At 57.2% G+C, this 13342-nt stretch carries 24 protein-coding genes; all 24 read right to left on the minus strand.

Annotation, left to right across the window (positions count from 1 at the left end; all coding sequences use genetic code 11):
* Window position 1: 1 nt before the first annotated feature.
* Window positions 2-733, minus strand: a complete 732-nt coding sequence (locus tag GSQ81_RS06765) for an adenylate kinase (protein ID WP_254060057.1) — start codon at window positions 731-733, stop codon at window positions 2-4.
* Between the two features lie 13 nt (window positions 734-746).
* The gene (secY, locus tag GSQ81_RS06770; RefSeq protein WP_158910026.1) at window positions 747-2156 is read right to left on the minus strand and encodes a preprotein translocase subunit SecY; all 1410 of its coding nucleotides are present in this window, start codon (window positions 2154-2156) and stop codon (window positions 747-749) included.
* An 89-nt stretch (window positions 2157-2245) separates the two neighbouring features.
* Entirely contained in the window at window positions 2246-2707 is a 462-nt protein-coding gene (gene rplO, locus GSQ81_RS06775) for a 50S ribosomal protein L15 (RefSeq protein WP_158910027.1), read from the minus strand.
* Window positions 2708-2803: 96 nt separating this feature from the next.
* Window positions 2804-2998, minus strand: coding sequence for a 50S ribosomal protein L30 (gene rpmD / locus GSQ81_RS06780; protein WP_158910028.1), 195 nt, complete (start codon window positions 2996-2998; stop codon window positions 2804-2806).
* Between the two features lie 36 nt (window positions 2999-3034).
* A complete protein-coding gene (gene rpsE / locus GSQ81_RS06785) occupies window positions 3035-3541 on the minus strand; it encodes a 30S ribosomal protein S5 (RefSeq protein ID WP_216846392.1) in 507 nt (168 codons plus the stop codon).
* A 46-nt stretch (window positions 3542-3587) separates the two neighbouring features.
* The gene (gene rplR / locus GSQ81_RS06790) at window positions 3588-3953 is read right to left on the minus strand and encodes a 50S ribosomal protein L18 (RefSeq protein WP_158910029.1); all 366 of its coding nucleotides are present in this window, start codon (window positions 3951-3953) and stop codon (window positions 3588-3590) included.
* Window positions 3954-4066: 113 nt separating this feature from the next.
* The gene (rplF, locus tag GSQ81_RS06795) at window positions 4067-4606 is read right to left on the minus strand and encodes a 50S ribosomal protein L6 (protein WP_158910030.1); all 540 of its coding nucleotides are present in this window, start codon (window positions 4604-4606) and stop codon (window positions 4067-4069) included.
* Window positions 4607-4713: 107 nt separating this feature from the next.
* Entirely contained in the window at window positions 4714-5112 is a 399-nt protein-coding gene (gene rpsH, locus GSQ81_RS06800; protein WP_158910031.1) for a 30S ribosomal protein S8, read from the minus strand.
* Window positions 5113-5278: 166 nt separating this feature from the next.
* Entirely contained in the window at window positions 5279-5464 is a 186-nt protein-coding gene (locus tag GSQ81_RS06805) for a type Z 30S ribosomal protein S14 (RefSeq protein ID WP_158910032.1), read from the minus strand.
* 89 nt (window positions 5465-5553) lie between these two features.
* Window positions 5554-6102: a 50S ribosomal protein L5 gene (rplE, locus tag GSQ81_RS06810; protein WP_158910033.1), complete on the minus strand. Its 549-nt coding sequence runs from the start codon at window positions 6100-6102 to the stop codon at window positions 5554-5556.
* 96 nt (window positions 6103-6198) lie between these two features.
* Complete coding sequence (gene rplX / locus GSQ81_RS06815) at window positions 6199-6528, minus strand: 50S ribosomal protein L24 (RefSeq protein WP_216846393.1); 330 nt, start codon at window positions 6526-6528, stop codon at window positions 6199-6201.
* 91 nt (window positions 6529-6619) lie between these two features.
* Entirely contained in the window at window positions 6620-6991 is a 372-nt protein-coding gene (gene rplN / locus GSQ81_RS06820) for a 50S ribosomal protein L14 (RefSeq protein WP_158910034.1), read from the minus strand.
* An 80-nt stretch (window positions 6992-7071) separates the two neighbouring features.
* Window positions 7072-7437, minus strand: coding sequence for a 30S ribosomal protein S17 (gene rpsQ, locus GSQ81_RS06825; protein WP_158910035.1), 366 nt, complete (start codon window positions 7435-7437; stop codon window positions 7072-7074).
* Window positions 7438-7440: 3 nt separating this feature from the next.
* Window positions 7441-7716 (minus strand): 50S ribosomal protein L29, encoded by a 276-nt coding sequence (gene rpmC / locus GSQ81_RS06830; protein ID WP_158910036.1) that lies wholly within the window; start codon window positions 7714-7716, stop codon window positions 7441-7443.
* Between the two features lie 36 nt (window positions 7717-7752).
* Window positions 7753-8187 carry a 50S ribosomal protein L16 gene (gene rplP, locus GSQ81_RS06835; protein WP_158910037.1) on the minus strand — a complete coding sequence of 145 codons (435 nt, stop codon included), beginning with the start codon at window positions 8185-8187 and terminating at the stop codon, window positions 7753-7755.
* An 87-nt stretch (window positions 8188-8274) separates the two neighbouring features.
* Entirely contained in the window at window positions 8275-8949 is a 675-nt protein-coding gene (gene rpsC, locus GSQ81_RS06840) for a 30S ribosomal protein S3 (RefSeq protein WP_158910038.1), read from the minus strand.
* 78 nt (window positions 8950-9027) lie between these two features.
* Window positions 9028-9582, minus strand: coding sequence for a 50S ribosomal protein L22 (gene rplV / locus GSQ81_RS06845; RefSeq protein WP_158910039.1), 555 nt, complete (start codon window positions 9580-9582; stop codon window positions 9028-9030).
* Window positions 9583-9626: 44 nt separating this feature from the next.
* The gene (gene rpsS, locus GSQ81_RS06850) at window positions 9627-9914 is read right to left on the minus strand and encodes a 30S ribosomal protein S19 (protein WP_158910040.1); all 288 of its coding nucleotides are present in this window, start codon (window positions 9912-9914) and stop codon (window positions 9627-9629) included.
* 87 nt (window positions 9915-10001) lie between these two features.
* Window positions 10002-10826: a 50S ribosomal protein L2 gene (gene rplB, locus GSQ81_RS06855; RefSeq protein ID WP_158910041.1), complete on the minus strand. Its 825-nt coding sequence runs from the start codon at window positions 10824-10826 to the stop codon at window positions 10002-10004.
* 99 nt (window positions 10827-10925) lie between these two features.
* Window positions 10926-11219 (minus strand): 50S ribosomal protein L23, encoded by a 294-nt coding sequence (locus GSQ81_RS06860; protein ID WP_158910042.1) that lies wholly within the window; start codon window positions 11217-11219, stop codon window positions 10926-10928.
* Entirely contained in the window at window positions 11219-11920 is a 702-nt protein-coding gene (gene rplD / locus GSQ81_RS06865; protein ID WP_158910043.1) for a 50S ribosomal protein L4, read from the minus strand. The genes GSQ81_RS06860 and rplD overlap by 1 nt, the downstream gene beginning before the upstream one ends.
* Window positions 11921-12015: 95 nt before the next feature.
* The gene (gene rplC, locus GSQ81_RS06870) at window positions 12016-12753 is read right to left on the minus strand and encodes a 50S ribosomal protein L3 (protein WP_158910044.1); all 738 of its coding nucleotides are present in this window, start codon (window positions 12751-12753) and stop codon (window positions 12016-12018) included.
* A gap of 76 nt (window positions 12754-12829) precedes the next feature.
* The gene (gene rpsJ / locus GSQ81_RS06875; RefSeq protein ID WP_013581294.1) at window positions 12830-13147 is read right to left on the minus strand and encodes a 30S ribosomal protein S10; all 318 of its coding nucleotides are present in this window, start codon (window positions 13145-13147) and stop codon (window positions 12830-12832) included.
* Between the two features lie 125 nt (window positions 13148-13272).
* The coding region (locus GSQ81_RS20340; RefSeq protein WP_158910049.1) for a hypothetical protein at window positions 13273-13342 on the minus strand (70 nt) is incomplete at its 5' end.

Here is a 13342-nt window from a genome sequence, read left to right on the forward strand (position 1 = left end):
TTTAGGACTTAGGGTTTGATTCGCGCAACGCCTTCAGTGCAGCAACAATAGTTTGTGATACTTCCTCTACCGACGGCTCGCCGCTGACCTCGCGGAAGCGATTGCTCGCGCGATAGTGTTCGATCACCGGGGCCGTCAGAGACTCATACGCCTTCATTCGTTCTGTAAAAGCCTCTTCCGTATCGTCGCTGCGATGCAGGAGCGGGCTTCCATCGAGATCGCAGGCGCCCGGCTTCGTAGGTGGATGCGAGTAGATGTTATAGATGTGTCTGCAGGCCGAACAGATGCGGCGCCCGGTAATACGGCGGAGCAGCTCAGCCTCATCGACGCGAATATTGACAGCCACCAATGGCGGCGTCTCACGGAAGATGGGGAGATGCGCGTCCAGCCAAGTCGCCTGAGCCAGCGTCCGGGGGAAGCCATCGAGGATGTAACCGGCGTGAACATCGGCGGCCGTGAGGCGGCCCTGCACCATATCGTTGACAATCTGGTCCGGAACGAGCTGTCCCTTATCCATCAATCCCTTGGCCGTCTTTCCCAGCTCGGTCCCTTTGGCGATGTTCTCGCGAAGAATATCGCCGGTAGAGATCTGCGGAATGCCGAAGGTGGCCATCAGCAACTGGGCCTGGGTTCCCTTACCTACGCCGGGAGCCCCTAAAAGGAGTACCGGCCCAGGCAGAAAGGTGCTTTCTGCCTGGGCCTGAGAATGATGGGATGCGGAATCGGTGGTCAACGTTGGCACTTCCCTACCAGCTCTTGCGGCCACGAATACGACCGCTCCGCGGAGAGAAGCCCTCATAGTGGCGCATCACGAGCTGAGCTTCGATCTGCTGGACCGTATCCATTGCCACACCGACGACAATCAGAAGCGACGTACCGCCGAAATAGAAGCTGACGCCAAGACCATTCGTTACCCAGGTTGGCATCTTGTCGAAGATTCCGCCGATGAGCCACAGATGGTTGAAGTGAATACCACTGATGAGCAACATCGGAATCAGCGAGATGATCACCAGGTAGACGCCGCCGACCAAGGTGATGCGGGTCAGCACATCGTTGATAAAGTCAGCCGTGCGCTTGCCGGGGCGAATGCCGGGGATGAAGCCGCCGTACTTGCGCATATTGTCTGCGATATCGTCAGGGCGGAAGACAATCGAGATATAGAAGTAGGCGAAGAAGATAATAGAGACGCTATAGAGGAACACGTACCACGGTTCGCCGGGGCCGAGAGCGCGGAAGAGCGGGCCGAAGAACGGCGAATCGTGCAACGAGTAGCCGAAGATGCTCGCACCGGAAAACAGCAGCGGCGCCGAGAGGATCGACGCGGCAAAGATGACCGGCATCACACCACCAGAGTTGACCTTCAACGGAAGATGGGTCGACTGGCCGCCCATCATCTTGCGTCCGACGATACGCTTGGCGTACTGAACCGGGATGCGGCGCTCCGCCTTTTCAACGTAGACGATAAAGGTCACAACCGCGAGCATTCCGACGATGAGCACAAGGATCGCGAAGGGAGTAAAGGCACCCCAGGTCCTGTCCAGCGCCTTCTGCCAAAGATCGCCAATGCCGGCAGGAATACCGACAACAATACCGGCAAAGATAAGCAGACTCATTCCATTGCCGATGCCGCGCTCGGTGATCTGTTCCCCCAGCCACATGACGAAGCCGGTTCCAGCGGTCAGTGTCAGCACGCAGAGCGGAACGAACAAGCCTTTGGAGATGGTGACCATTGACTCGCCGGTGGAGGTGTTGGTCAAGGTCAACGCGATGGCGAAAGACTGGACGACGCCCAGCATGATCGTGACGTAGCGGGTCCACTGCGTGATCTTGCGCCGCCCGAGTTCGCCTTCCTTCTGCAGCTTTGCCAGCGGCTCATAGATAACAGTAAGCAGTTGGAAGATGATGGAGGCGGTAATGTACGGCATGATGCCAAGGGCGAAGACGGTCAGCTTGCGCAGATTTCCGCCCGAGAAGAGATCGACCAGCCCGAGGGACGACCCGGCGTTCTGATTGAAGTATTGCGCCAGCATATCGGCGTTGATACCAGGGGTGGGAATGTGCGACCCGAGGCGATAGATGGCCAGCATCGCAAGCGTGAACAGAACGCGCGTGCGCAGATCGGTAATACGGAAGATGTTTGCGAATTTCTCGAACATCGGAGACTGGACCTCGGGGTGAAACCTGCTGCGGATGAACCGGCAGGCAAAAGCATCTGCCTTTGCCTGCCACTGATTCTAAATGCTGCTTAGCCGATGAGGATGGCCTTGCCGCCGGCCTTTTCGATTGCTTCCTGTGCGGTCTTGGAAAACTTGTGCGCGTGAACGGTGACGGCGATCTTCAGCTCGCCGTTGTTCAGTACCTTGATAAGGCCCTTCTTCTTGCGCAGAAGTCCAAGAGCAACGATCTTTTCGAGCGTGAACTCGGTCTCGTTTGAGGCGGCGTTGATCTCGGCGATGCGGTCAAGGCCAAGCACCTGGTATTCGACGCGGAAGATGTTGGTAAAGCCGCGCTTGGGCATACGGCGGTGAAGGGGCATCTGGCCGCCTTCGAAGCCGCGCATCAGGCTCGAACCGGAACGCGAACCCTGACCCTTGTGGCCACGGCCGGAGGTCTTACCGATGCCGGAACCCATACCGCGTCCGACACGCTTCTTGTTTTCATTGGCCTTTTTAGGGGCGCGGAGATTGGAGAGATTACGGATTGCCATTGTTTCCTCGCTTAACGCCGGCCAACTCGTTGGCTGACCGACTCGCATTTGATTTTCCCTGTGCGGGCTTGAAGCAACTGTCTCAACGCGTCTTACTTACTCGACGACGCGGACAAGATGCGGAACCTTTGCCACCATGCCACGAATGGATGGCGTGTCTTCGCGCTCGACGACCTGATTGAGACGGGTAAAGCCGAGGCCCTTGATGACGAGCTTGTGCTTGACCGGAGTGCAGATCTTGGAACGGAAGTACTGCAGCTTGATTTTGGCGATTGCGTTATTGTCAGCCATTGAATTAAAGCTCCTCTGAATCTTTTGAGCGAAGAGCTAAAGCTCTTCGACTGCCTTACCGCGCAAAGCGGCGACTTCGGCCTTGTTGCGAAGCTGGATGAGAGCATCGAAGGTGGCCTTGATAACGTTGTGCGGGTTGGCGGTGCCGAGCGACTTGGTGAGCACGTTCTGCACACCAGCGGCGGTCATCACAGCGCGAACCGTCTTGCCGGCGATGATGCCGGTACCTTCAGCGGCGGGCTTCAGCATGACCTGACCGGCGCCAAAGTGACCCAGCACCTGGTGCGGAATCGTGGTGTCGGTGAGATTCACCTTGTGCAGGTTCTTCTTGGCCGCTTCGATCCCCTTGCGGATGGCCTGGGGAACTTCCTTGGCCTTGCCCGAACCGTATCCGACCACGCCTTCGCCGGGATCACCGATGACGACGAGGGCGGCGAAGGACATATTCTTACCGCCTTTGACGACCTTGGTGACGCGATTGATGGAAACGACTTCGTCCTTCAGGTTGAGCCGGTTCGCGTCGATTTTTTTCTTCATTGCCATAATGTCTTAATCCAGCTTTCTGGCTGCCGCTTGGGGCGCCTAATCCTTAGAAATCGAGTCCAGCTTCGCGAGCAGCATCGGCGAGGGCCTTGACGCGGCCGTGATACAGATAACCGCCACGGTCGAACACAATCTTCTTGATGCCCTTCTCCTGCGCACGCTGAGCGATGAGCTTGCCCACTTCGGCCGCGGCAACGATATTGCCGCCGTAGTTCTTCTCTTCGCCTTTTTTCCCCAGCGAGGAAGCCGAGGCAAGCGTGACGCCGTTGAGATCGTCGACCAGCTGCGTGTAGATGTGGTTGAGCGAGCGGTAAACGTTGAGACGTGGGCGCTCGGCAGTGCCGGACATCTTCTCGCGGATACGCGTGTGGACGCGCTGGCGGATAACGTTACGTTGACGGGGATTGATCATAATTCGCTTTCCTTCCTAGTGGCGTCGCCAGAGTGCTGACGACGTTCGGTCTTAGTACGTTGTGCGGAACAGAGACAAGGATAACAACCCTCAGTCTCTGCCCCGCGAAGACTTTACTTCGCTCCGGTCTTACCGACCTTCTTCTTCAGCTTCTCGCCGGTATAGCGAACGCCCTTGTTCTTATAAGGATCGGGCTTGCGAAGAGAGCGCATATCGGCAGCAACCTGGCCGACCTTCTGGCGATCAATGCCGGAGATCGTAACGTGGGTCTGCTTGGGGTCGATGGTGACTTCGATGCCGGAAGGCAGAGGAAATTCAATCGGGTGCGAGTAGCCAAGGGTAAAGACAACCATGTTCTTGCCCTTGAGCTCTACACGGTAACCAATGCCGACGACATCAAGTTCCTTGGTCCAGCCGGTGGTGACGCCAGTGACGGCGTTGAAGACCAGTGCGCGGGCGAGACCGTGAAAGGCCGCCTGCTTGTCAGTCTGGCGCTCCGCAACGAGGTTGCCGTCCTTCTGGACGAGCGTGATTCCGCCGGGAAGCATGGCAGTAACTTTGCCCTTGGGGCCTTCAACGAGAACGGTGTTGCCGTCGACGGTGTACTTGACTCCGGCGGGCATGGGGATCGGCTTCTTGCCAATGCGTGACATGTTCAATTCCTTCTTATGGCTTGCGAGTCGCAGACTTGAAGCCTGTTCCACTGCAGCCTGTGAGCCTAAGGCTCAAATGCAAAAACAAAACATCTGGTTTATTTTCTTTACCAGACTTCGCAGAGGATCTCGCCGCCAACACCTTCGCGACGAGCCTGACGACCGGTCATGACACCCTTGGGGGTGGTCATGATGGAGATGCCGAGGCCACCCTGCACGCGACGGATCTCATCACGGCCAAGGTACACACGGCAACCGGGACGCGAGACGCGCTGCAGGTCGCGGATGACGGCTTCGTTGTTCGGGCCGTACTTGAGATAAACGCGGATGACCTTCTGGCCGTCCTCTTCCGTCGGCTTGTAGTTCGCGATGTAGCCCTCTTCCTTGAGGATGCGGGCAATCTCAGCCTTGAGCTTCGAGGCAGGAACATCAAGCTTCTGGTGGCGCGCACGGATGGAGTTGCGGATGCGGGTCAGGAAGTCTGCTACTGGATCGGTGAGGTTCATTCATTCTCCTTCATCCCCCGTTCGCTCACGAGTGTCTCTCACAAGAACCAGCGGGGATGTTTGCTGCGGTAAATCTTCCAGACTTCTGCATCCTAAGCCGTAGCTCGAATGAGGTCTCTGGAAGGAGCGTGCGGCACAAGGCCGAACGCGAGTCGATAAATTTATTCTACCAGCTTGACTTGACGACGCCTGGAATCTCTCCCTTGAGCGCAAGCCCGCGGAAGCAGAGACGGCAGACACCGAACTTGCGAAGGAACGCGCGCGGACGGCCGCAGAGCTGGCAGCGGTTGTGCTGACGGGACTTGAACTTCGGTTTCTTTGCGTCTTTGACGCGCTTTGCAGTAGTTGCCATGTTTTACTCTCTATAATTCTTACAAGAATAGTTGGTATTTCTATTGCTACAAACTTGTTTAAGGCTCAATAGGCCCGGCTGCGTCCTGACTACGCTCCGACGCGGAAGGGCATTCCGAAACCCTTGAGCAGGGCGCGGGCACCGTTGTCGTCCGCTGCCGTAGTGACGATAGTTACGTTCATACCTTTGAGCTTGTCGACCTTCGCATAGTCGATTTCGGCGAAGATGAGCTGATCGCGCAAGCCAAGGGTGTAATTTCCGCGGCCATCAAAGCTCTTCGTGGAGACGCCGCGAAAGTCGCGGACGCGAGGAAGAGCGATCGAAACCAGGCGGTCGAGGAACTCGTACATGTTGTCGCCGCGCAGAGTCACCATGGCGCCGATGGGCATGCCTTCACGCAGCTTGAAAGCGGCGATGGACTTCTTGGCCCTGGTCGTCACAGGCTTCTGGCCAGCGATAGAGGCGAGATCGGCAATCAGTGGATCCATGATCTTGACGTTCTGGGTGGCTTCGCCGAGACCCATGTTGATGACAATCTTCTCCAGCTTCGGAATGGCCATGGGATTGGTGATGTTCAATTCTTTGGCGATCGCCTGCTTGATCTCTGTCTCGTACTTCTCTCTGAATCGTGATGCCATGATTGCTTTTCGCTTTCTCCACGGTGGCCGGGGTGGGATGTCTTCCGTCTACCGATGCGTGGGGTGAACCGTTGAAACAGGGTTAATGGATAAAATCTACTTCTTCTTCTCGGGGATGTTGTTGCCGCTTGCCTTCGAGAAGCGAACTTTCTTGTCGCCTTCAAGCCGCGTTCCGACGCGGGTCTTGTTGCCTTCGCCGTCGACCAGCATCACGTTCGAGATGTGGATCGGCGACTCCTGCTCGGCGATGCCGCCCTGGATGTTGCGCTGGGGGTTGGGCTTGAGGTGCTTCTTGATCATCATGACACGCTCGACGAGAACGCGGTTCCTGTCGGCGATGACGCGGATGACTTTGCCGCGCTTGCCCTTGTCTTTACCGGCGATCACTTCGACGGTGTCGTTACGCTTGATCTTGATGCCTGCCATAAAACTTAGCTCCTGGCATTCAGCCTTGGCTGTTTGCTTGTAAACAAATTCTTCTACATGCTGCTGCCCGGCCAGAAGCCGGGCACTGAAACTAGATGACCTCAGGTGCGAGCGAGACGATCTTGAGAAACTTCTTCTCGCGAAGTTCGCGGGCCACGGGGCCAAAGACGCGGGTGCCGACCGGCTCGTTGGCGTCATTGATGACCACAGCGGCGTTCTGGTCGAAGCGAATATACGTTCCGTCCCGGCGACGATACTCTTTGCGGGTGCGAACGATGACCGCCTTTACTACTTTACCCTTTTTTACAGTGCCATCGGGGGAAGCTTCTTTGACGGCTGCGGTGACAATGTCGCCGAGGCCGGCCTTCTTGCCGAGACCGCCACCGAGGGGCAGGATCACCTGCAACTTGCGTGCGCCGGAGTTGTCGGCCACGTCAAGCATTGTTCTCATTTGTACTGACATCGTTCTTCTCCTGGTGAAACGGCCTGGGCTATGCCCTTTTTATGGCTGATCTTTTTCCGTGGAGCCAAAGCTCCATGGGACTACTTCGCTTCGGCAGCGACTGGGGTCGTCTTCTCTTCAGCAAGCTGCGAGAGCGAGGAGCGGCGGACGATCTCTTCGAGCGACCAGCGCTTCAGCTTCGACAAGGGACGCGCTTCGCGAATGCGGACCACATCGCCGACGCGGGCGGAGTTCTGCTCGTCGTGCGCGTAGAACTTCTTGTTCGACTTCATGACGCGCTTGTACTTCGGGTGCGCCTTGCGCATCTCGATCTCGACAACAATGGTCTTCTGCATCTTGGTCGAGACGACGAGGCCGACCTTCTCGTTGCGGCGTGAGGGCTGGGCTTCGGCGGAAGTCTGTACTGAAGAAGCAGGGGCTGCGGTGGTGTTGGTTGTGTCTGCCATGAATTAGTCCTTCTTCGCTTTCTTGCGGGCGGTGCGTGTGCTCTTGGCCGGTGCGGCATTGACGCGAACCGGAGCGGCTGCCTTTTCCGCAGCGAGGGTGCGCTGACGTTCGACGGTCTTGATGCGGGCGACGTCGAGCTTAAGCGTCTTCAGCTTCTTCAGGCCTTCGGTGTTGCCGAGGGTCTTCTGAAAGCGGATGCGGAAGAGCTGCTCGCCGGCCTGCGCCGCTTGCGTCTTGAGTTCGTCATCACTGAGATTACTGATCTTTTCGAAATCCATTGTCTTTTTCCTTGACTACTAAAAACGCCTACTGAATTACTTGGCCGCAACCGTCGCCTTGACGTCGTGGCGCTGGACGAAGCTGGTCTTGAGCGGGAGCTTATGAGCCGCGAGGCGCATGGCCTCTTTGGCGAGCTCCGGGCTGACGCCTTCCATCTCGAACAGGATCCGGCCAGGGCGAACTACGCAGACCCAGTGGTCCGGTGCTCCCTTACCTTTACCCATACGGGTTTCGGCAGGCTTCTTGGTGATCGGCTTGTCCGGGAAGATACGGAGCCAGACCTTGCCGCCACGCTTGATGAAACGCGTCATCGCGATACGGCTGGCTTCGATCTGGCGGTCGGTAATATAACCGCACTCCATCACCTTCAGGCCGAAATCGCCGAACGAGAGATCGGAGCCGCGCCACGCCTTGCCGCACATGCGACCGCGCTGCTGCTTGCGATACTTGACCTTCTTTGGCATCAACATATAAAAACCCTCTTACCCTCGGGGGCTCAGGCCCCGTCGCGTTTTACTCTGCGGCAGGCAGCGGTTGAACCGTGCCTGCCTGAATCCTTACGACGCGAATGCGCCGGTTGTAACGACCTGGTCGCGACGCTTCTTCTGCTCGTAGATATCGCCACGATAGACCCAGGTCTTGACGCCGATGATGCCGTAGGTGGTGTGTGCCTCGGCGAAACCGTAGTCGATGTCGGCGCGCAGCGTGTGCAGCGGCAGACGGCCCTGGAGATACCACTCCGAGCGTGCAATCTCATTTCCATTGAGACGGCCGGAGACACGAACCTTGATGCCCTTGCAGCCGAAGCGGAGAGCAGAGTCCACGCTCTTGCGCATCGCGCGGCGGAAACTGACGCGCTTTTCGAGCTGAAGGGCGATGTTCTCGGCAACGAGCTGAGCATCGAGCTCTGGCTTGTTGACCTCGAGGATATCGATGAAGACCTCACGACTGGTGCGCTTCTGAATGTCGGCCTTGAGCTTGTCGATCTCCGCGCCCTTGCGGCCGATGATGATGCCCGGACGAGCGGTGCGAATGATGAGACGCAGCTTGTTGCCCGGACGCTCCACTTCAACGGAGCTGACGCCGGCAGCCTTCAGCTTCTCGCGCAGCTCAGCCTTCAGCTTGACGTCCTCAACCAGCAGCTTGTCATAGCCACGCTCGACGAACCAGCGCGACTTCCACGGCTTATTGATGCCGAGGCGAAACCCATACGGATGGACTTTCTGTCCCATAGCTTCCCTTTACTCCGTGCCCTCTACCGGTTGAGCCGGCGGGCGGTGAACCAAAACTCTAAGTTTACAAGAAACTGCTTACTTTGCGGCCTTCTTGGCTACAGGCTTCTTGTCGGCGGCCTTCTTGGCTACAGGCTTCTTGTCGGCGGCCTTCTTGGCTGCTGGCTTCTTCGCCGCAGTTTTGGTGGCTGCCTTCTTCGTGGTCTTCTTCGTCGCCGACGCTTCGGAAGAATCGGCTGCGGATACCGCAGTGGCCGACTTCTTCTCAGCGACAGTGACGATGATGTGTGCGAGCCTGCGCTGGTAGCGGAAGGCGCGGCCCATTGGAGCAGGGCGAATACGCTTCATGCGCGGACCTTCGTTCGCAACCGCCGTCTTCACGTACAGGTTGTCGACGTCTACATCGAGCCCCTGTTCCTGCGAGACGTAGCTGGCGTTCTGGATCGCCGACCGCAGGACCTTTTCCACCACCGGAGCCATGCGCTTGGTGCTGAAGTGAACGGTGTTGAGTGCCTGCTCGACGCGGAGGCCCTTGATGAGGTCGAGAACGAGCTTCGCCTTCTGCGGGCTGGTGCGCTGGAACTTCGCCTCTGCGCGGAACTCTCGGATTTTCTCTGCTACTGCCTTAGCCATGATCTTCTTCCTTGAAGGACAAACAAAAACTCTGCCCGATTTTCTTATTTGGGCTTTGCGGAGGACTCAGTGGCGCGCCCGGAGTGGCCCTTGAAGGTGCGGGTGGCCGAAAACTCGCCGAGCTTATGGCCAACCATATTCTCCGTCACGTAGACCGGAATGAACTTGCGGCCGTTGTGAACTGCGATGGTGTGACCGACGAAGTCCGGGTGGATCGTGGACCGGCGGGACCAGGTGCGGAGGACCTTCTTGTCGTTGGTCTGGTTCATGACGTTGATCTTGTTCATCAGATGATCGTCAATGAAGGGACCTTTTTTGGCTGAACGTGACATTTGCTAAGCTCCGAATTTCTTGTTGCGATGCTGGATACGACGAATCTCTTACGTGCGAGACTTGGTGTTGCCCTTACTACGAGAGAACTACTTGGTACGGCGGTTGACGATAAATACATCGGTCCGCTTGTTGTTACGGGTCTTGTATCCGCGTGTCGGCTGGCCCCACGGAGTGACCGGATGACGTCCGCCCGATGTCTTACCTTCACCACCACCGTGTGGGTGGTCGACAGGGTTCATCGAGACGCCGCGGTTGGAAGGACGAATTCCCTTCCAGCGGTTGCGTCCGGCCTTACCGATGGTGACGTTCTCGTGGTCGGTATTGCCAACCTGGCCAATCGTCGCCATGCACTCAACCAAAACCTTGCGGGTCTCGCCAGAGGGCAGCTTCAGAAGGGCGTAGTCGCCTTCCTTCGCGATCAGGTTGACCTGTGCGCCGGCCGAACGTGCCATCTGCGCGCCCTTACCAGGACGAAGCTCGATGTTGTGCACGATCGTACCGATCGGGATGTTCTTGAGCGGCAGCGCGTTTCCGACCAGAATATCGGCCTCAGGGCCGCTCATGATCGACTGGCCAACCTTCAACCCAACCGGCTGAATGATGTAGCGCTTCTCGCCGTCAGCATAGCTGATGAGGGCGATACGCGAGCTGCGGTTCGGATCGTACTCAATGGTAGCGACCGTGCCTGGAATGCCGTACTTCTCGCGCTTGAAGTCTATGAGACGCAGCTTCTGCTTGTGGCCGCCACCGTGATGGCGCATGGTAAGGCCACCAGCATTGTTACGTCCGCCGGTACGCTGTTTGACGGCGAGCAGCGGCTTATGCGGCTTGTCGGTCGTCAGGTCGTCGTTGACCAGCTTCGTCGCGAAGCGGAGTGATGGAGTAATCGGTCGAAATGATTTGATCGGCATCGTCTTTATTCCCTTGCCTGTGGCGCTTCTGAATTTCTCAGCGACGCTTCGGTTCCTGAAAATCTGTTGCGTGCGGCGGCTGTTTCCTTACCGGTCGCGTTAGAGGCTATTGATGTAGTCCGGCATCTTCTCGCCCTCTTTGAGGCGAACGTAAGCTTTCTTCCAGTCGGGGCGGTAGCCGGAGAACTTACCACGGCGACGCTCCTTGCCTTCAACGGTTGCGGTGCGAACTCCTGAGACCTTCACTTTGAAGAGTGTCTCAACAGCCTGCTTGACTTCGGTCTTGGTGGCCTTGAGGGCAACCTCGAAGACAAGCGTATTCTGGGTCTCTTTGACGCCCATTCCCTTCTCAGTAATGAGAGGGCGGCGAATCACGGTATAGAGGGTTGGCATTATGCAACCTCCTTAGCGGTGTTGTCTTGGGTTGAACCAGCCGCAGCGGCTTTGCTGCGCTTCGATACAAACTTCTTGAGCGTCTCTTGAAGGGCCTCGATAGCGTCCTTCGAGAAGATCGCGTGCTCGTAGCGGAGCAGGTCGTAGGGGTGAACCTCGGAGCTGAGCACAAGCTCAACGCCGTTGAGATTGCGCGAACCGAGATACAACTTCTCGTCGAGCTTGCGGCTGCTCTCAACCAGGAGCGTCGTCTTACCGGCATCGAGCTTGGTGATCGCTGCACGGAAGAGTTTGGTCTTAGCCTCGGCGACTTCGAACGAATCGACGATGGTGAACTTGCCGTCTGCAATCTTGGCAGCGATGGCCGAGCGGAGCGCGCCCATCAGCTTCTTCTGTGGGAAGGCATACTCGTAGCTGCGGGGCTGAGGTCCGTGGACCGTACCACCACCACGCCAGAGCGGAGTGCGGATCGAGCCGACGCGAGCGCGACCAGTTCCCTTCTGCTTCCAAAGCTTCTTGCCGGAACCCGAAACATTCTTGCGGTTCTTGGTAGCGGCGGTTCCCTGACGGAGCGCAGCACGATAGTGCTTGACCGACTCCCACAGGAGCGCGTCGTTGATCTCGCCTGCGAAGACCTCATCGGCGAGTTCGAACTCACCGACTTTAGTTCCACCGAGATTTACTATGTTGATGTTTGCCATCGTTCTTCTCTCTTCGTGCCCACCATCGATGCGGTGGGCCAAAACTTTTATTTAGTAGGCGCCTTATAAAACTCAAGACGCTCTGCTGATTTTCTTTACTTCTTCTTCGGTGCAGCCTTCTTCGAAGCCTTCAGAGCGTCCTTCGTTGCGGCACCGGCAAACCCACGACGCTCGCGCGGCGGAGCCTTGGCCTTGGAGATGAGCACGTAACCATCTCGTGGGCCCGGTACTGCACCTTCAACCAGCAGAAGGTTGTCTTCAAGATCGATGCCGCGAATGCGAAGGTTGCGAACTGTGATCTGCGCGTGTCCCATGTGGCCGGGCATACGCTGACCGGGGAATACGCGCGACGGGAACGACGATGCACCAATCGAACCCTGAACCTGGAACATGTGACCGTGCGACTTGGGACCGCCGCCGAAACCGTGGCGGCGAATGACGCCAGCAAAACCACGTCCCTTGGAGGTTCCGATCACATCGACGAAACGCTCGTCGTTGAAGATATCGACCAGGATACGATCACCAGCCTTGGCGGTAACGGTCTCTTCGCCTTCAGCGGTCTTGACTGCTTCGATAGCAACTTCCCTGATCTCACGGACGGGAGGAACATCCGACTTAGCAAAGTGACCGGTCATGGCCTTGTTCACCTTGGAAGCCTTGACGAAATCGACATAGCCGATCTGCGCGGCATCATAGCCGTCCTTCGCAAGCGTCTTGAGCTGGGTGATAACGCATGGGCCAGCCTTGAGCACTGTGACCGGATGAACGTCTCCGCGCTCATCGAAGATCTGAGTCATACCGACTTTTTTTCCGAGAATTCCTACTACTGACATTTGAGTTTCCTTTCCTCATCATGCCTGGTGAACCAGGCACTGCCGGGTTAGTACTACAAAGTTGAGACGGAAAACTTTACTTCTGTACCGTCTTGATCTCTACGTCGACACCGGCAGGAAGATCGAGCTTCATCAGCGCATCTACTGTCTGCTGGGTCGGCTCGAGGATGTCGATCAACCGCTTGTGAGTGCGAATCTCGAAGGCCTCGCGCGACTTCTTGTCGACGTGGGGCGAACGCAGAACGCAATACTTGTTCTTCATGGTCGGCAGCGGAATGGGACCCGCAACCTGGGCGCCCGTGCGCTTGGCCGTCTCGACGATCTCTCCAGTGGAGGTGTCAAGCACGCGGTAGTCATACGCCTTCAACCGAATTCTGATTCTCTGTCCAGCCATTGTTCTTCTCTTTTCCGTTACTCAAAGATCGTTTGGAGTAGCTGCCAGCCATGAACTTCTACACGAACCGGCAGCCCTCGTTAGTCTTGAAACTGCAAACTACTTTTACTGAAAAGCTTTTTTCTTTACTTGATGATCTCTGAGATGGTTCCCGCGCCGACGGTACGTCCGCCTTCGCGGATGGCGAAGCGCAAG

This window comes from Granulicella sp. L56 (genome assembly GCF_009765835.1).
In the GTDB taxonomy this organism is placed as follows: Bacteria; Acidobacteriota; Terriglobia; order Terriglobales; family Acidobacteriaceae; genus Edaphobacter.